Genomic DNA, 16,982 nt, shown 5'->3' with positions numbered 1-16,982 from the left:
TTCGCATAGGAGATCGATGCGCTAATCAACGAGATCCTTTCCCCGCCGTCCCGATCGGTGCCACCCGACCCGCAAGAGACGGTCGGATGCAATGTGCGACGGGCAGCTTTCACGTCGACATCAGACAGTCGATCCTGACGCGCGGACTCACCGCTGTCGGCCTTTCCGGACGCCTGCGGATCGCGGGCAAAGGTCGCTCACCGCCGCGGCTGTCCGCGCCGCAGGATCCCTCTCGACCCGGCCTGTAGCCCTTTCAATCGAGTCTGTTCGGCGTCCCGCTGTGAGAGCGTCGTCAGTCAATGTCAGTCCGGCAAGCCTTCCACTTCAACCCGATCATCGCGCTGACGCATGAGCCAATAGACCCCGCCCAGAGCCAGAAGGGCAGCGGCCAAGGCTCCAATCCGTTCCGGATCGGTGTTCGGATCAAGAATAATGAATTTGCGCGCAATCGCGAGCAAAGCGATCAGCACGACCGTTTTCACCTGCACGATATGGTCACGTCGAAGCATCACGCGGATGATGGAGTGCTTGAATTCCATCGCAATCAGCAACGTCATGATCATGCCAAAGACCGTCTGGAACACGGCATGATCCAGCGGGTTCAGCGCTTCCCGAACGAGCAATACGCCTACCGCACGGATGAGTTGCCACAGTGATATGGCGATGATGACGGAAATGACGGTGCTCAGGATGTGCGCGACAGCCTGTTCGAAACGCTCGTAAAAGCCAAGGACGCGCGGCTCCCACCGGAGTGCGTCCATCAGTCTGTTGGCCACATTCCTTATGTCATTCATTGTGTCCCTCCAGATTGTTCGTGGTTTCTGCTATCGCCGCGTTGTTTCCAGCTACCCCTGGTTGCTCGCAGGCTTCCTTGTTCGTTGGTGCGTGCTTGCGAGCTTCTTCCGAGCGTGTAGTATGCTCGCCGTTAGCGGTGTCGATCCCGCAGTGTCGCCGGGCGGCGTAGCGAATGAATACCACGCCGCCCGGGGCACGCTACCGTTCGATCCTACGTGCAGAAGGTTTTTAGTTGATCTCGATCTTCCTGACTGCGGAGCGAGCGGAAGCCGTCTTCGGCAATCGAAGCGTCAAGACGCCCTTATCAAACTTCGCGTCCACCTTGTCGACATCGACCCCATCGGGCAGCGGAATCGTGCGCGTGAATGAGCCGTGCGACCGTTCCAGCCGATAGCAGCCGTTTTCCTCGCTCCTCGTGTCCTGCTTCTTGTCGCCACGCAGGACCAGGACGCCGTCTTCGATGGACGTCTGCAAATCCTCGCGATCCATTCCCGGCAGCTCGGCGGTGATGCGCAGCGCGTCGCCGTCGTCGACGACATCGATGCGCGGCTGGAAGCGCGACGAGCTGAAGTCGCCGAACCATCGGTCAAGACCGCCGAAGCCTGCGAACGGATCGCGCAGCAATTCACCCATCGCGTGCCACGGGTCCGACGAGAGGAGCCGCGACACATCGGGCCACTCGGCCGGCCAGTGCTTCGACGTTGGCGCGTTGGATGACGATTGCTCGCCAACCTTTTCGGTTTGCGTTTTGCGCAGGAATTTGAACGGGTTCCATTTACTCAGCTCAGTGTTCATTTCATCCTCCTACGAATTGCATGATGATTTGCATGAAGTATGCGTGGGAAGGTCCGACGTCGCTCCAACGTGCTACGAGGCCAAACCCAACGCTTGCACCGGTTCATCGAATACACCACGATTGATCAGCCGCACGGCGTATTGCATGGCTTCGCGCTCGGCTTCCTGCCGACTGCGCCATAGTTCACCGTAACGCGGCAGGTGCCAGTCCGCCAGCACCTCGCCGTTCAGGCAGATCTGCACCACCGCCACATAGCCATCAGGAGCGGATGCCGGCGTCTGAATGTATCGAACCGGCACTGCACGGATGTTGATCTGGTGCCCTTTCCAGGGCTCCCGTGTGACGTTTTCCATAACGAACTCCCACAAGCGCGCTGGTGGCGCCGCGTCGGCGTCACCCGCTTTCCTGATTGTCGTAATGGCGTGCTCCGGGTTATCCGGCCTTGACCTCGATGCGACGAGGGCGCGCTTCCTCGCGACGGGGAATGTGCAGTGTCAGCACGCCGTCCTGCAGGTGCGCCTCGATCTTTGTCGTGTCGAAATCCGAACCCAGTGTAAAGGCACGGAAGTAGCCAGGCGCCTGGATTTCGGCATGCCGCAGCCGCAAGCCGTCGGGTGTCGGCACGCTGGCCTCCGCCTCGATAACGAGGTTGCCATCCTGCACCTTCACATCTAGCCGGTCCTTCGAGACGCCGGGCAGATCGGCCACAACCGTGATGCCCGTTTGGTCCTCGAAGACATCGACGGCCGGCACGATGGTCGCCCGACGTTCCACGGACTTCGCCTGCGTGCTGGGCGTCACGCTGGTTTGCTGATCGCGTTCGATAACTTGAGTGGTATCGCTCATGGCTCTCTCCTCAAATCATTGGACCGTAATCGACCGGGGCTTGGACGACTCCTGCTTGTTGACCGTCACGCACAGACAGCCATCCACATAACGCGCCTGCACCTTGTCGGGGTTGGCGTTCTGCGGGAGTTCGATGACCCGCCTGAAGGTGCCGGAAAAGCGCTCCTGGGCGTGGACCTTGCGGTCGCTATCGCCATCGGGCGTTGATGGCTTGCGCTCGCCGCTGATTGTCAACAGGCCCTTGTCGATCGAAACGTCGAGTTCAGCCGGCCTCATCCCGGGCGCGAAAGCGACGATCTCGATGGTGTCGTCGGTGACGCCGATGTTGACTTGCGGGAAAGCGCCGCGCCTGCCGGAGCGGATGCTGGATGGGAAGCCCCTGGACAGTTCGTCGATCTGCCGCTGCAAGCGGTAGAACTCGCTGAAGAGGTCGTCCCCGAAGTAGAGATCACTCATGGTCATATCCTCCTTCAAGATGCTGAAAAGAGGCGAACGGGCACACGCGCTCCAGTTCGCCTGCCAGGCCTCTGGCAAACAAATCGAAACACGCAGCGCGATAACGCGACTGCCTGAGCGACACCCAGAATAGGAACGCCCAAGCGAAATTTCAAGAGGGGTGCGTTGGATGGCCGCAGGGTCATGTCGCGCGGGCCTTGAAATCCCCTTTGCCGCCCTTATTCTCGACGCGCATTGCGTTTTTTTATAAGGAGACGGGTATGGATTTCGACGTGGAATGGCTGACACTGGGCAAACACAGGGTGAGACTTCGCTCGACAAGAGGTTTTCCGACAGAGACGTTGCGCACGGTCGCCAACGTAGCGCGTCTTGCAATCGAAAACAACATGAGCGCTCGTGCGCGGCTCGTGGAAGTCGTGTTCCGGGATCAGGACAAGGCTTATGACATCTTTGTCGGCACCACCGTGGCGGAAGACCGCCTGTGCGCCGCACAATTAGAGGTGGCGCTGGCTACCGTGCTCGGCTTGCTGCCCGAGCAGCTGACGCTGACGGTGAACACGGTTGCGCAGGCCGAGGTCGACCTGAGTTTTGGCGTCTATGAACGCCTGCTCGCACAAAAGCTCGGCTCGGTGCCGCCGATTCAGTGAGTGAAACTCGCAGCGTCCCGACAGCCTTCGCACCCTTGCAACCCTCTGGCGCATCTCCTTGAAATTTCGCGCGGACGTTCCTATTCTGGGTGTCGCTCAAGCAGTCGCGTTATCGCGCTGCGTGTTTCGATTTGTTTGCCAGAGGCCTGGCAGGCGAACTGGAGTGCGTGTGCCCGTTCGCCTCTTTCCACCATCGTGAAGGAGGATACGACCATGAGTGGTCTCTCTACTTCGGGAACGACCTCTTCAGCGAGTTCTACCGCTTACAGCGGCAGATCGACGAACTGTTCGGGGGCTTCCCATCCAGCATCCGTTCCGTCAGGCGCGGCGCTTTCCCGCAAGTCAACATCGGCGTCACCGACATGCGCGGCAGATATGCGCTTTCGGTTCGATCCGGTTCTTGAGCCGGGACATCGCTGAAGGCCGCCGAATAACAACCAGAAAAAGCCAGCAACCACGGCAATTTACTGGGAAACATGAATGGTTTTTCAATAAGTACTGCTTGTGGTCAGTGGCTCGGAGGTAAATAGCCGGTTCGTAGGAGGAGCGCGCACGCGGGCGGCGAACGTACCCGCGATTTTCCGTGCAATCCAGATGTTCAGACGTAGGGGGGAATGCCATGGAAGTACAAAGCAACAAGCGTATGGTTGTCGCCGCAGCCGTTGTAGCAGCCTTCGTGTCCGGCGTTGCCGGCAGCGCGTTTGCGACGCAGGCCACTGGGGCGGTCGGCGGCACCGGCATTGACGGCAGCTGTGCCGGCGGCTTGCCGCAGATCCAGCATCAGGGCGACCTATCCTACGTGTCGGGCGGCGTCGGCCAGGACGAATCGAAGGCGCTGGAGCGAGAGCAAACCCGTTGGCCGCTGTCGATGCAGTTCTTCGGACAGGGATCTGACTTTCTCGCTGATGTCGACGTCCGATCGTCGACGCGCACAACAACGAGGTGCTGCAGGCCGATTCGCTCGGCCCGTTCATGCTGGTCAAGCTGCGTCCCGGCCGCTATACGGTGCACGCGACCTACAAGAATCGCGATCAGACGAAGACCGTCAATGTTGCCAGCAAGCGCAGTACGCAGGCGGCATTCTACTGGAACGTACGAATAGTACACTGCAAGCCCGTCCTGGCAGGTCAGGCTGCGCCGATAGTGAATTGCCACGGGCCTCGCCCCGTGGTTTTTGTTTTTGTGCGGCTGCATGCCGCTTTGCCACTTGTCGCCAAGTGGGCACGGAGGAGCGAGCGGTAAGTCCATCCAGCTGAGGCCTTTTATCCTCGATGGCCGTCTCATGTCGGCGCGGAAGCGGCCGCGCCCGCGCGCACCGTCTGGGCGGCCGAAGCTGGCCGTGAGCCGCCCGACGGGAGCCAAGGCGTCATGCCCGGCGGAGCGAAGATCCAGTCGGCCAAGCCGAGACACGCTGATTTCACGAGGTCGAAACCCATGCGCTGTAAGGCCCGCCGTCCTCGGTGAGTCTGGCGAGCGCGAATTGACGCATTTGCTATCGCAGCGGTGACAGTTTTAATGCGGTCTACGACGAAAGCGGCGCGTGGTGTGACGAGGTGCAGGTGTATGTCGACGACGCGCGCATCGAGTTGGTCGTGTCGACGGCCGACGGCCCCGACTGGCTGACCGAGAACGAAGCGTTGCTCGCGGGCGTCGATCGCGGCCACAACATGCAGCCCCGCATGAGGCGCGATGCGATCGACATCAATCCAGCGAAGGTGTTTTCGGCGATCCGGGCGATTCAGGGTCGCGCGGCAATTTCGTCGAGATGCCACAGCAGATCCGCCGGATCGTCATACACGCGCAGCGCGCCCGCGCGTTCCAGTTCGTCGCTGCCGTACCCGCCCGACAGCAGCCCGACGCCGAGTGCGCGACAGCGGCTGGCGGCGAGCATGTCCCAGATGCTGTCGCCGACCACGACGGTGTGTTCGATCGGCACGTTCAGCTGCGCGGCCGCGGTCAGGAACAGGTCGGGGTCCGGCTTCGCGTACTTGACCTGGTCGCGCGTGACGACGACGTTCCTGGCCGGATCGACGCCGAGCGCCTCGAGATTGATGGCGGCCGTTTCCATCCGCCCGCTGGTGGCGATCGCCCAGCGAATGCCCGCCGCCGACAGCGCGGCCAGCAATTCGCGCGCGCCCGGCAGCGGCCGCACCTGCGCGCGCAGCCGCTGGTATGCGGCCGCATGCAGCCGGGCGAGCCGTTCGACGCGCTCGGCGTCGATGTCGCCCGCCGTCTCGCGCAGCAGCTGATTCAGGAACAGGCCGCCGCTCATGCCGATCTTGCGGTGGATGCGCCACACCGACAGTTCGATGCCCTCGGCATCGAGCGCTTCCTTCCACGCGAGCACGTGCTGATAGACGCTGTCGACGAGCGTGCCGTCGAGATCGAACAGAAACGACGTTTCAATGCGCATGTGAATCTCCCAGCCCGATAACGTTCGGGCGAATCGTCCGCGAAAATCCTGTCGACCCATTATCGGCGCGCGGCCGTGTCATCGCCATGTCCTGCCGCCGCGACGTGTCGATCGCCGCTGTTACAATCGCGGCGATGCGCCGGGCCGGGCTTGCCGCGCCGTGCGCGCCCCCAACCCTTGTCGATCTCAAGTATGGCAACACCGGACGCCGTCAGTTCCGAGCATGCGTGGTGGGGCGTATTGGCCCTGGCACTCACTGCCTTCATCTTCAATACCACCGAGTTCGTGCCCGTCGCGCTGCTCAGCGCGATCGGCGACAGTCTTCACATGCAGCCGACCGACGTCGGCCTGATGCTGACGATCTACGCGTGGGCCGTCGCCGTCGTGTCCCTGCCGCTGACGCTGGCCACGCGTCATGTCGAGCGTCGCAAGCTGCTGACCTGGGCGCTGCTGGGGTTTATCGGCAGCCACGTCGTCACCGGCGTCGCGTGGAATTTCGCGGTGCTGATGGTCGGCCGGCTGGGCATCGCGTGCGCCCATGCCGTGTTCTGGTCGATTTCCGTCCCGCTGGCCGTGCGGCTCGCGCCGGGCGACCGGAAAAGCCGCGCGCTCAGCCTGCTGGCGATGGGCACGTCGATCGCGATGGTCGCCGGCATTCCGCTCGGGCGCGTGATCGGCGAGGCGTTCGGCTGGCGCGTTACGTTCCTGATCATCGCGGGCGCGGCGGGCATTGCGCTGCTGTTGCTGCGCGCGACGTTGCCGGCACTCCCGAGCCAGGGCGCCGGCTCCCTGAGCAGCATCGGCGTGTTCCTGCGCAAGCCGGCACTGGTGGCGCTGTACGCGATCACCGTGCTGGTCGTGTCCGCGCATTTCACGTCGTATACCTACATCGAGCCCTTCGTCCAGAGCGTCAACCATGCCAGCAGCAGCCGGATCACGTATGTGCTGATCCTGTTCGGCATCGCCGGCATGCCGGCCGCACTCTGCTTCAATCGCGTCTATCCGCACCGGCCGGACGATTTCCTGCTGGCGTCGATCGTCGCATTGTCGGGCTGCCTGCTGATCCTGTTTCCGAGCGCGCTGAACATTGTCACGCTGTCCGTTCATACGCTCGTCTGGGGCGGGGCGATCGTCTGTTTCGGCCTGGCGATGCAGGCGTGGGTGCTGAAACTGGCGCCGGAGGCGACCGACCTGGCGGTGTCGATCTACTCGGGCCTGTACAACATCGGCATCGGCGCCGGCGCGCTCCTCGGCAACCATATCGCGAGCGACTTCGGGCTGCCCTGGGTCGGCACGTTCGGCGGCGTGGTCGGCGTGTGCTCGGCCGGGTTCGCGTGGCTCGCGTTGCGCCTTCATGCGAAACGGGCGGTGGCGTAGGCGCCATCGCCACACGTCGCGTCAATGCGGCCCGTCGTTCGTGATTCCCGCTGCATCGAGCTGCCTGAGTTTCGCGTACAGCGTGGTGCGCGAGATGCCCAGTTGCCGCGCGGCGGCCGACACATTGCCGTCGTGCTCGTCGACCGCACGGCGGATCGCGTCGAGCGACTGTTCGTGCAGGCTTGCCTGCGGGCCGGCGGCCGGCGCCGTGCCGCACACGTCGGCGGCGTCTTCCAGCGTATCGGATTGCCGCAGCATCGTCGCCCGATCGAGCGGCGCGCGCACGGCCCGTACCCAGACGTGACTGCCGTCGTCGCGCGCGATCCGCTGCGGCGTACGCGCCGGTGTCAGCAAACGACGCTGCTGCGCGGGTGTCGCGCCGGGAAAGAGTTGCCGGAGATCGCGCAGTTCGATCGACCCGGCAGGCGCGAGGTCGAGCATCTGCCGCGCGAGCCGGCTCGCCGCGCGCACGCGGCCCGCCTCGTCGAGTGCGACGACGCCCGCGAGCGGTGTGCCGAGCCAGCGCGGATCGTACTGCACCTGCAGCAGGTGGCAGTCGCGCAGCATCGCATACAGCCGCTGCTCGGCGGACAGCGCCGCGTGCCGGAACTGCTCGCGCAGCTGTACGACATTGCGCCGGCCGACGCCGGTGATGTCCAGCGCGCCAATCACTTCACCATCGAAACCGACCAGCGGCACCGCGAGGCAGAACACGCGCGAAAATTCGTCGAGATAGTGCTGGGCGCCCGCGACGACCGTCTCGGTGCCGTCGTGAATCACGCAGCTTGGCGCGGTCGTGCCGATGTTCGGTTCGACGATCCGGCGCCCGGCGATGATCGGTGTCAGCAGCGCGTCGTCGCAATGCGGGCTGCGTCGCGCATGGACGATCGTGCCGCGCGGATTGACGCAGAAGATCGTCCACTCGCTGCCGCCGAACGCGGCCCATAGCTGCTCGATTTCCTGCGCGACGCAGCGGTACAGCCGCCGGTCCGCGCGCGATTCGTCGAGCTCGCGCTGCATTTCATAGCGGGCGGCTTGCCACGGCCGGAGCCCGGCGTCGCGCGAACGCAGCCACGAGCGCGCGACGCTGGCCGGCAACGCCGTTTCCGGCAGCGGCTCGCCCGCCGCGAAGCGGACGCGGAGCCGGTCGAGGTCGACCGCCCGCGAGGGGGATTCGGGTAGCGTCTTCACGCTGCGCTCCATTTAGGGTCGAATGTCCAGGCCGGGCGTGCGGGCCCGGCGTGTCGCGCGAATGCGTAATATAGCCCGGCGCCCGAAGCGGGGTATTTTCCCGAAAAAAGCGCCGCCACGTGCCGCCGAGCGGCCCCGGCAGCCGGCAGCGCCCCCGCGCTCAATGCGGCAAACGCAGGATCGGCTTGAGCGTGATGCCGTTGCTGCTGTCTTCCGCTGCCTGATTGATCTGTTCGAGCGGATAGAACTTCACCAGCCGGTCGAACGGAAACCGCCCTTGCAGATAGAGCTGGACGAGCTGCGGAATGAACGTCTGCGGCACGCTGTCGCCTTCGACGATGCCGCGGATCGAGCGGCCACCGAGCAGCAGGTTGTTGACGTCGAATTCCGCCTTCGTACCGAGCTTCGGTGCGCCGACCACGCCCATCGTGCCGCGCGAGCCGAGCGCTTCGATTCCTTGCGACAGCACGGCGGGCAGCCCGGTCGATTCGAGCGCGAAGTCGACGCCGCCGCCGGTGATCGCCCGGATCGCGTCGACGACGTCGACTTCCTTGCTGTTGATCGTGTGCGTCGCGCCGAGCTCCATGGCCAGCGCGAGCCGCGACGGCACGATGTCGACGGCGATGATGGTCGTCGCGCCGGCGACGCGCGCTGCCATCACGGCGCTCATGCCGACCGCGCCCGCGCCGAAACTCGCGAAGCTGCTGCCCGGGCGCACCGCGAGCGAATGGATGACCGCGCCGGCGCCGGTCTGGATCCCGCAGCCGAGCGGCCCGAGCAGTTCGAGCGGCGCTTCCGGCGGCACCTTGATCGCGTTGTTCTCGCGCGCGAGCGCGTAGCTGGCGAACGACGACTGCGCGAAGAAATGATCGTGCAGCGGCTGCCCGTGCTCGTCGCGGATCGCGGTCTGTCCGTCGGCGTCGGCGCCGCCGAAATTCAGCCCGAAGAAGTGCCGGCAATACGCGCCGTGGCCGCCGACGCAGGACGGGCAGTGGCCGCACGCGCCGTAGGTGAGCACGACGTGATCGCCCGCGGCGAGCGTCGTCACGTTCGGGCCGACTGCCTCGACCACGCCGGCGCCCTCGTGACCGAGCACGGCCGGCAGCGGCACCGGGTAATACTGGTCGCGCACGATCAGGTCGGTGTGGCACAGGCCCGTCGCGACGACGCGCACCCGCACCTCGTCGCCGCGCGGCGCGCGCAGGCGGGCGGATTCGATCGAGAAGGGCGCGCCGGCAGCGCGCGCGACCGCCGCGGTGACGACGCGTGAATCGTTTTCCGTGTACATGTTCGGTTTCCTTGTCAAATCGGATACAGCGGCGCTTCACCCTTGATCGTCAGCCACTGCCACTGCGTGAACTCCTCCCAGTTCGCGGCGCCGCCGATGCTCGAGCCGTTGCCCGATGCGCCGACGCCGCCGAACGGGTTGATCACTTCGTCGTTGACCGTCTGGTCGTTGATGTGCAGCAGCCCGGTGTTCAGGCGCTCGCCGATCCTGAGCGCCCGGCCGACGTCGGCGGACAGGATCGCCATCGACAGCCCGTATTCGCTCCGGTTTGCGAGCGCGATGGCGTCCTCGTCCGTATCGAACGGCACGACGACCGCGACCGGACCGAAAATCTCCTCGTCGAACGCCGGATTGCCCGGCGCGACGCCGCTCAGCACGGTCGGCTCGAAGAACAGGTCGCGATGGCCGCCGCCCGTCTCGACGCACGCGCCCGCGCGACGGGCCGCGTCCACCAGGCTCGCCGCATGGTCGCGTTGCGCGGCATTGATCAGCGGGCCGAGGCCGACGTCCGCGGTCGCGGGATCGCCGACGCGCAGGCTTCGGGCCTTCTCGACGAGCTTCGCGACGAAGCGGTCGTGAATGCCGCGCTGCACGAGCACGCGGCCGGTCGCCATGCAGATCTGGCCTTGATGCAGATACGCACCCCATGCGGTATTGGCGACGGCGCGGTCGAGGTCGGCGTCGTCGAGCACGATCAGCGAGTTCTTGCCGCCGAGCTCGAGCGACACCTTCTTCAGGTAGCGGCCGGCCGCCTCGCCGACCTTGCGCCCCGCCGCGGTGGAGCCGGTGAACTGGATCATCGCGATGTTCGGATCGGCAACCAGCGCGGCGCCGGCCGCGCCGTCGCCGGGCAGCACGTGCAGCACGCCTTCCGGCAGGCCGGCGAGCTCGAACACGCGGCCAATCGTGACGCCGCCGCACACGGCGGTACGCGGATCGGGCTTCAGCACGACCGCGTTGCCCAGCGCGAGCGCCGGCGCGACCGCGCGTATCGCGAGGTACAGCGGGAAATTGAACGGCGAGATCACGCCAACGACGCCGCGCGGACGCCGCCGCGCGAGCGACAGCCGGCCGGCCGCCGACGGCAGTACTTCGCCGGCCGCGCGCGACGGCAACCCCGCCGCCTCGTGCAGCGCCTTGATCGTGACGGTCGTTTCGAACGACGCCTTCGCGCGCGTCGATCCGCTTTCGCGCACGAGCCAGTCGACGATCGAATCGAAGTGCATTTCCGCGACGGCCGCCGCGCGGCGCAGGACGGCCGCGCGCTCGTCGTACGGCAGGCCGCACCAAGCGGGCTGCGCGCGATGCGCGGCGGCGGCCGCGTCGGCCACCGCCGTACCGTCCGCGAGGCCGATGCGGCCGAGCGTGTTGCCGGTCGCGGGTTCGATCACGTCAGCCGCGTGCGGGCTGGCGTGCCAGCGCCCGTTGAAAGTCTTGCCGTGCCAGACGTCGGCGTCGAACAGTGCCGTATTGCTGCTGCTATCCATTTACGCTCCTGAGGAAATTCCGACTCGCCGGATCGGGCATTGGATGGCCCCGACCGGCATGCGCGCGAGGGTAGGCGGCCGGGAGGAAGCGGAGCTATCCGGGTTTCTTCCCACCCGCCGCGCCCGCGCCGGTCGGTGGGTGCACGCGTTGACGTGTGCGGAAACTGGACACTCCGATACCGCCAGGCGAAGGGCGTGTCGTTTCCGCACGCCCGAAAACCGAAGGCCAACCGCGCCGTCGTTCCCTCAGGAAAACCCTGATCCCCTCCCGGCGGGCCGCGGGTTTCAGCCGTATTCCCCGGCCCGGACAGCAGCCGCGTCACGCGCTCGCGCAAGCAGTGGCCCGAGCGCGCATGACCCTGTTCCATCAAGCCTTCCGGCCCATATATCTAGCCAAATAAGGTATGACGCATCGCAATATTTCGCGTATCCAGTCGAATCTCGATACCTGACAGGTATCGAAAAACACGCCCAAAAGTATTGGACGCTCCATTTGCGCGGCGCGTATAAATCCGTCCCATGAACTCCCCACACGCAGCGTGCCCCATGTCCTCCGTCACCATCGAACGCATCGAAACCCGCCTCGTCGACCTGCCGACGATCCGTCCGCACAAGCTGTCGGTCGCCACGATGCACGGCCAGACGCTGATGCTCGTGAAGGTGTTCTGCAGCGACGGCGTGACTGGTATCGGCGAAGGCACCACGATTGCCGGCATGGCATACGGTCCCGAAAGCCCCGAGGCGATGAAGCTCGCGATCGACACGTACCTCGCGCCTGCGATCGTCGGCCAGGACGCGACGCGCATCCAGACGCTGATGGCGTTCCTCGGCAAGCTCGCGAAGGTCAACCACTTCGCGAAGAGCGCGCTCGAAACCGCGCTGCTCGATGCGCACGGCAAGCGGCTCGGCGTGCCGGTCAGCGAACTGCTCGGCGGCCGCCGGCGCGACCGCCTGCCGGTTGCGTGGACGCTGGCTTCGGGCGATACGGCAAGCGACATCGCCGAAGCCGAGCGGATGCTCGACCTGCGCCGCCACAACGTGTTCAAGCTGAAGATCGGTGCGAAGGCGCTCGACGCGGATATCCGCCACGTGGCCGAGATCAAGAAGGCCGTCGGTGATCGCGCGTCGGTGCGCGTCGACGTCAACATGGCATGGAGCGAAACGCAGGCCGTGCGCGCGCTTCCGGCGTTGGCCGATGCCGGCTGCGAACTGGTCGAGCAACCGGTCGCGTCCGCCGCGGCGCTTGCGCGCCTGATGCGCCGCTTCCCGGTCGCGCTGATGGCCGATGAAATCCTGCAAGGCCCCGACAGCGCATTCGACATCGCGAAGCATCACGGCGCGGACGTGTTCGCGATCAAGATTGAACAGAGCGGCGGGCTGTTCGCCGCGCAGCGCGTGGCCGCGATCGCGGACGCGGCGGGCATCGAGCTGTACGGCGGCACGATGCTCGAAGGCGCGTTCAGCACGGTCGCGTCGGCCCATCTGTTCGCGAGCTTCGCGAACCTGCAGTGGGGCACCGAACTGTTCGGGCCGCTGCTGATCACCGAAGAGATCCTGACGCAGCCGCTGGATTACAGCGATTTCGAACTGACCGTGCCGGGCGGCCCCGGTCTCGGCATCGAACTCGACGAGGACAAGGTCAGGCGCTTCACCCGCGACGGGCTGACGAAAGTCGCGCGGTAACCCGAGTCAGGCAAGGCCGTCATTCCCCCAAATACACGTGGAGACACCATCATGAGCGTCAAAGTTTTCGATACCAACGAAGTGCAGGATCTGCTGAAGGCCGCGTCGAACGCCGGCGGGAACGGCGGCAACGCGCGGACCCGGCAGATCGTCCAGCGGCTGCTGGGCGACCTGTTCAAGGCGATCGACGATCTCGACATCACGCCCGATGAGGTGTGGGCCGGCGTCAACTACCTGAACAAGCTCGGCCAGGACGGCGAAGCGGCGCTGCTCGCGGCCGGCCTCGGCCTCGAGAAGTATCTCGACATCCGGATGGACGCCGAGGACAAGGCGGTCGGCCTCGACGGCGGCACGCCGCGCACGATCGAAGGGCCGCTGTATGTGGCGGGCGCACCGGTGCGCGACGGCGTGTCGAAGATCGACCTCGACGCCGACGAAGGCGCGGGCCCGCTCGTGATCCACGGTACGGTGACCGGTCTCGACGGCAAGCCGGTAGCCGGCGCGCTGGTCGAATGCTGGCACGCGAACTCGAAAGGCTTCTATTCGCATTTCGACCCGACCGGCGCGCAGACCGATTTCAACCTGCGCGGCGCGGTGAAGACGGGCGCGGACGGCAAGTACGAATTCCACACGCTGATGCCGGTCGGCTATGGCTGCCCGCCGCAGGGCGCGACCCAGCAGTTGCTGGACGGCCTCGGCCGCCACGGCAACCGCCCGGCGCACGTGCACTTCTTCGTCGACAGCAACGATCACCGCAAGCTGACGACGCAGTTCAACATCGACGGCGATCCGCTGATCTGGGATGACTTCGCGTATGCGACGCGCGAGGAGCTGATTCCGCCCGTCGTCGACAAGACCGGCGGCACGGCGCTCGGCATGAAGACCGATGCGTACCAGGACATCGAGTTCAACTTCGTGCTGACGCCGCTGGTACAGGGCAAGGACAACCAGATCGTCCACCGCCTGCGCGCTGACGCGACGGCGTAACCGCCCGACGGCGCGGCGCGGATGCGCCGCCGCCGGGTCCCCGCGAGATTCAATCGATACCGATGCGAGCGTGCCTTGCAGGACCCGGCACGCGCATGGGAGGAGCCAACATGTCTGCCACGATCGACCAAGCCAACGAACTGGATCACCTGCTCGCCACTGCCGTGCAGGATGACAAAGAGGCCGGCGTATTCCGCTGCCGCCGCGACATCTTCACCAACGCGGAGCTGTACGAGCTCGAGATGAAGCACATCTTCGAGAGCAACTGGGTGTATCTGGCGCACGAAAGCCAGATTCCAGCCAACAACGATTACTACACGACGTGGATCGGCCGTCAGCCGATCGTGATCACGCGCGACAAGACCGGCGAGCTGCACGCGGTCATCAATGCGTGCGCACACAAGGGTGCGATGCTGTGCCGCCGCAAGCACGGCAACAAGGGCAGCTTCACGTGCCCGTTCCACGGCTGGACCTTCTCGAACACCGGCAAGCTGCTGAAGGTGAAGGACGAGAAGACGACCGAGTATCCGGTGCAGTTCAACACGCACGGGTCGCACGACCTGAAGAAGGTCGCGCGCTTCCAGAACTATCGCGGCTTCCTGTTCGGCAGCCTCAGCGCCGACGTGCTGCCGCTCGAGGACTACCTCGGCGAAGCGCGCGTGATCATCGACCAGATCGTCGACCAGGCGCCGAACGGGCTCGAAGTGCTGCGCGGCAGCTCGTCCTACATCTACGAAGGCAACTGGAAGATGCAGATGGAGAACGGTTGCGACGGCTACCACGTCAGCACCGTGCACTGGAACTACGCGGCGACGATGGGCCGCCGCAAGGAAGACGGCACCAAGGCCGTCGACGCGAACAGCTGGAGCAAGTCGGTCGCGGGCGTGTACGGCTTCGACAACGGCCACATCCTGCTGTGGACGCAGACGATGAACCCGGAAGTGCGGCCCGTGTATCAGCATCGCGACGAGATCAAGGCGCGCGTCGGCGAAGTTCAGGCCGATTTCATCGTGAACCAGACGCGCAACCTGTGCGTGTACCCGAACGTGTTCCTGATGGATCAGTTCAGTACGCAGATTCGCGTGGTGCGGCCGCTCGGCGTCGACAAGACCGAAGTCACGATCTTCTGCTTCGCGCCGAAGGGCGAGAGCGAAGCCGACCGTACGACCCGCATCCGCCAGTACGAGGATTTCTTCAACGTGACGGGCATGGGCACCGCCGACGATCTCGAGGAGTTTCGCGCGTGCCAGGCCGGCTATGCGGGCATCACGGCGATGTGGAACGACCTGTCGCGCGGTGCGCCGCTGTGGGTCGACGGCCCCGACGAGAACGCGAAGAAGATGGGGCTGAACCCGCGCATCTCGGGCGAGCGCAGCGAGGACGAAGGGCTGTTCGTGTGCCAGCACGAACACTGGGTGCATGTGATGCGCGATGCGCTGAAAAAGGAACGCGGGGAGGTGGCGGCATGAACATCGATTACCGGACTGTCTGCGCGACGCTGTATCGCGAAGCGCGCCTGCTCGACGATCGCCAGTGGGACGAGTGGCTGACCTGCTACACGGAAGACGTCACGTACTGGATGCCCGCGTGGGACGACGACGATCGGCCGACCGACGACCACCAGAGTCAGATCTCGCTGATGTATTACGCGGATCGCGGCGGCCTCGAGGATCGCGTGTTCCGGATCAAGACCGAGCGCAGCGGCGCGTCGACGCCCGAGCCGCGCACCAGCCACAACGTGACGAACGTCGAGGTGCTGGCCGAACGCGAGTACGAAGTCGACGTGCGCTACAACTTTCACACGCTGAACCATCGCTACCGCGTGACCGATCACTTCTTCGGCACGATGTTCGTCACGTTGCGCCAGGCGGGCGACGCGCTGCTGATTTCGCACAAGAAGATCGAGCTGAAGAACGACTATATCCGGCAGGTGCTCGACGTCTACCACGTCTGACGCCGTTGCTTTGTCATGAAATGAAGTGGAGGTGATGCCATGTCCAGTTACAAGATTGCACTGAATTTCGAGGACGGGGTGACCCGCTTCATCGACTGCAAGGCCGGCGAGAAGGTGCTCGACGCCGCCTTCCGCGCGAAGATCAACCTGCCGATGGACTGTTCCGACGGCGTGTGCGGCACCTGCAAGTGCCGCGCCGAAAGCGGCAGCTACGACCTTGGCGACGACTACATCGACGATGCGCTGACCGAAGACGAGAAGGACGGCGGCCTCGTGCTGACGTGCCAGATGGTGCCGCAAAGCGATTGCGTGATCGCGGTGCCGACGTCGTCGGTCGCGTGCAAGACCGGGCAAAGCGGCTTTGCCGCGACCGTGACGAAGGTCGAGCAGCACAACGATGCGGCCGTCGTGCTCGAACTCGATGTCGGCACCGCCGCGCCGGTGTTCCTGCCGGGCCAGTACGTGAACATCGACGTGCCCGCGAGCGGCCAGCACCGTTCCTATTCGTTCTCGTCGGCGCCGGCCGACGCGAAGGTTAGTTTCCTGATCAAGAAGATTCCCGGCGGCGTGATGAGCACGTGGCTCGAATCCGCGCAGCCGGGCGACACGCTGGAACTGCACGGGCCGCTCGGCAGCTTCTACCTGCGCGACGTGCAGCGGCCGCTGCTGTTCCTCGCCGGCGGCACGGGTCTCGCGCCGTTCCTGTCGATGCTCGAAGTGCTGGTGCGCACCGGTTCGCAGCAGAAGGTGCACCTGATCTACGGCGTGACGCGCGATCTCGACCTCGTGCTGGTCGACGCGATCGAGGCGCTGGCGGCGAAGCTGCCGAACTTCAGTTTTGCGACCGTCATCGCGGACGCCGAGTCGAGCCATCCGCGCAAGGGCTGGGTCACGCAGCACATTCCGGCCGACGCGCTGAACGATGGCGACGTCGACGTGTATCTGTGCGGGCCGCCGCCGATGGTCGATGCGGTGCGCAAGTACTTCGACGACGAAGGCGTGAAGCCCAACAGCTTCCACTACGAGAAGTTCACCCCCAACGTCACGGCAAAGGCGGCCTGA

General features: G+C 65.1%; 16 protein-coding genes and 3 pseudogenes. 10 read left to right on the top strand and 9 right to left on the bottom strand.

Going from position 1 to position 16,982, the window contains the following annotated elements; translation table 11 throughout:
• Positions 1-302 precede the first annotated feature (302 nt).
• The 5 genes from CUJ89_RS34780 to CUJ89_RS34760 form a co-directional block, all read right to left on the bottom strand.
• Complete coding sequence (locus CUJ89_RS34780) at positions 303-761, bottom strand: phosphate-starvation-inducible PsiE family protein (RefSeq protein ID WP_152036710.1); 459 nt, start codon at positions 759-761, stop codon at positions 303-305.
• A gap of 262 nt (positions 762-1,023) precedes the next feature.
• Complete coding sequence (locus CUJ89_RS34775) at positions 1,024-1,590, bottom strand: Hsp20/alpha crystallin family protein (RefSeq protein WP_114181977.1); 567 nt, start codon at positions 1,588-1,590, stop codon at positions 1,024-1,026.
• Positions 1,591-1,662: 72 nt separating this feature from the next.
• A complete protein-coding gene (locus tag CUJ89_RS34770) occupies positions 1,663-1,944 on the bottom strand; it encodes a hypothetical protein (RefSeq protein WP_114181976.1) in 282 nt (93 codons plus the stop codon).
• A 79-nt stretch (positions 1,945-2,023) separates the two neighbouring features.
• Positions 2,024-2,437 (bottom strand): Hsp20/alpha crystallin family protein, encoded by a 414-nt coding sequence (locus tag CUJ89_RS34765; RefSeq protein WP_114181975.1) that lies wholly within the window; start codon positions 2,435-2,437, stop codon positions 2,024-2,026.
• Between the two features lie 15 nt (positions 2,438-2,452).
• Positions 2,453-2,893, bottom strand: coding sequence for an Hsp20/alpha crystallin family protein (locus CUJ89_RS34760; RefSeq protein ID WP_114182460.1), 441 nt, complete (start codon positions 2,891-2,893; stop codon positions 2,453-2,455).
• Positions 2,894-3,153: 260 nt separating this feature from the next.
• On the opposite strand from CUJ89_RS34760, the gene CUJ89_RS34755 reads away from it, so the two are divergent.
• From CUJ89_RS34755 to CUJ89_RS38990, 4 genes and pseudogenes are all read left to right on the top strand, one after another.
• Positions 3,154-3,540 (top strand): hypothetical protein, encoded by a 387-nt coding sequence (locus CUJ89_RS34755; protein WP_114181974.1) that lies wholly within the window; start codon positions 3,154-3,156, stop codon positions 3,538-3,540.
• Positions 3,541-3,707: 167 nt separating this feature from the next.
• A pseudogene (locus CUJ89_RS34750) lies at positions 3,708-3,902 on the top strand (hypothetical protein); the annotation flags it as partial.
• Between the two features lie 257 nt (positions 3,903-4,159).
• A pseudogene (locus CUJ89_RS34745) lies at positions 4,160-4,638 on the top strand (carboxypeptidase regulatory-like domain-containing protein); the annotation flags it as partial.
• A gap of 389 nt (positions 4,639-5,027) precedes the next feature.
• Positions 5,028-5,198, top strand: a pseudogene (locus CUJ89_RS38990) (DUF6566 family protein); the annotation flags it as partial.
• A gap of 80 nt (positions 5,199-5,278) precedes the next feature.
• Here CUJ89_RS38990 and CUJ89_RS34735 read toward each other — a convergent pair.
• Positions 5,279-5,953: an HAD family hydrolase gene (locus CUJ89_RS34735; protein ID WP_114181972.1), complete on the bottom strand. Its 675-nt coding sequence runs from the start codon at positions 5,951-5,953 to the stop codon at positions 5,279-5,281.
• A 192-nt stretch (positions 5,954-6,145) separates the two neighbouring features.
• Between CUJ89_RS34735 and CUJ89_RS34730 the strand changes: the two genes are divergently transcribed.
• Positions 6,146-7,330: a sugar transporter gene (locus CUJ89_RS34730; RefSeq protein ID WP_114181971.1), complete on the top strand. Its 1,185-nt coding sequence runs from the start codon at positions 6,146-6,148 to the stop codon at positions 7,328-7,330.
• A gap of 21 nt (positions 7,331-7,351) precedes the next feature.
• On the opposite strand, the gene CUJ89_RS34725 is transcribed toward CUJ89_RS34730, so the two are convergent.
• The 3 genes from CUJ89_RS34725 to CUJ89_RS34715 form a co-directional block, all read right to left on the bottom strand.
• The gene (locus CUJ89_RS34725) at positions 7,352-8,521 is read right to left on the bottom strand and encodes a helix-turn-helix domain-containing protein (protein ID WP_236655140.1); all 1,170 of its coding nucleotides are present in this window, start codon (positions 8,519-8,521) and stop codon (positions 7,352-7,354) included.
• Between the two features lie 160 nt (positions 8,522-8,681).
• Complete coding sequence (locus CUJ89_RS34720; protein ID WP_114181969.1) at positions 8,682-9,809, bottom strand: NAD(P)-dependent alcohol dehydrogenase; 1,128 nt, start codon at positions 9,807-9,809, stop codon at positions 8,682-8,684.
• 14 nt (positions 9,810-9,823) lie between these two features.
• Positions 9,824-11,296 (bottom strand): benzaldehyde dehydrogenase, encoded by a 1,473-nt coding sequence (locus CUJ89_RS34715; RefSeq protein WP_114181968.1) that lies wholly within the window; start codon positions 11,294-11,296, stop codon positions 9,824-9,826.
• Positions 11,297-11,842: 546 nt separating this feature from the next.
• Between CUJ89_RS34715 and CUJ89_RS34710 the strand changes: the two genes are divergently transcribed.
• The 5 genes from CUJ89_RS34710 to benC all read left to right on the top strand — a co-directional run bounded on the left by CUJ89_RS34710 (position 11,843) and on the right by benC (position 16,982).
• Complete coding sequence (locus CUJ89_RS34710; protein WP_114181967.1) at positions 11,843-12,979, top strand: muconate/chloromuconate family cycloisomerase; 1,137 nt, start codon at positions 11,843-11,845, stop codon at positions 12,977-12,979.
• Between the two features lie 51 nt (positions 12,980-13,030).
• Entirely contained in the window at positions 13,031-13,966 is a 936-nt protein-coding gene (gene catA / locus CUJ89_RS34705) for a catechol 1,2-dioxygenase (RefSeq protein ID WP_114181966.1), read from the top strand.
• A gap of 110 nt (positions 13,967-14,076) precedes the next feature.
• The gene (locus CUJ89_RS34700; RefSeq protein ID WP_114181965.1) at positions 14,077-15,435 is read left to right on the top strand and encodes a Rieske 2Fe-2S domain-containing protein; all 1,359 of its coding nucleotides are present in this window, start codon (positions 14,077-14,079) and stop codon (positions 15,433-15,435) included.
• A complete protein-coding gene (gene benB / locus CUJ89_RS34695) occupies positions 15,432-15,920 on the top strand; it encodes a benzoate 1,2-dioxygenase small subunit (RefSeq protein WP_114181964.1) in 489 nt (162 codons plus the stop codon). The genes CUJ89_RS34700 and benB overlap by 4 nt, the downstream gene beginning before the upstream one ends.
• Before the next feature lie 39 nt (positions 15,921-15,959).
• Positions 15,960-16,982 (top strand): benzoate 1,2-dioxygenase electron transfer component BenC, encoded by a 1,023-nt coding sequence (gene benC / locus CUJ89_RS34690; RefSeq protein ID WP_114181963.1) that lies wholly within the window; start codon positions 15,960-15,962, stop codon positions 16,980-16,982.

Source organism: Burkholderia pyrrocinia (genome assembly GCF_003330765.1).
In the GTDB taxonomy this organism is placed as follows: domain Bacteria; phylum Pseudomonadota; class Gammaproteobacteria; order Burkholderiales; family Burkholderiaceae; genus Burkholderia; species Burkholderia pyrrocinia_B.
Note: the sequence above shows the minus strand (reverse complement) of the source record. Positions and strands in the feature narration are given on the sequence as shown.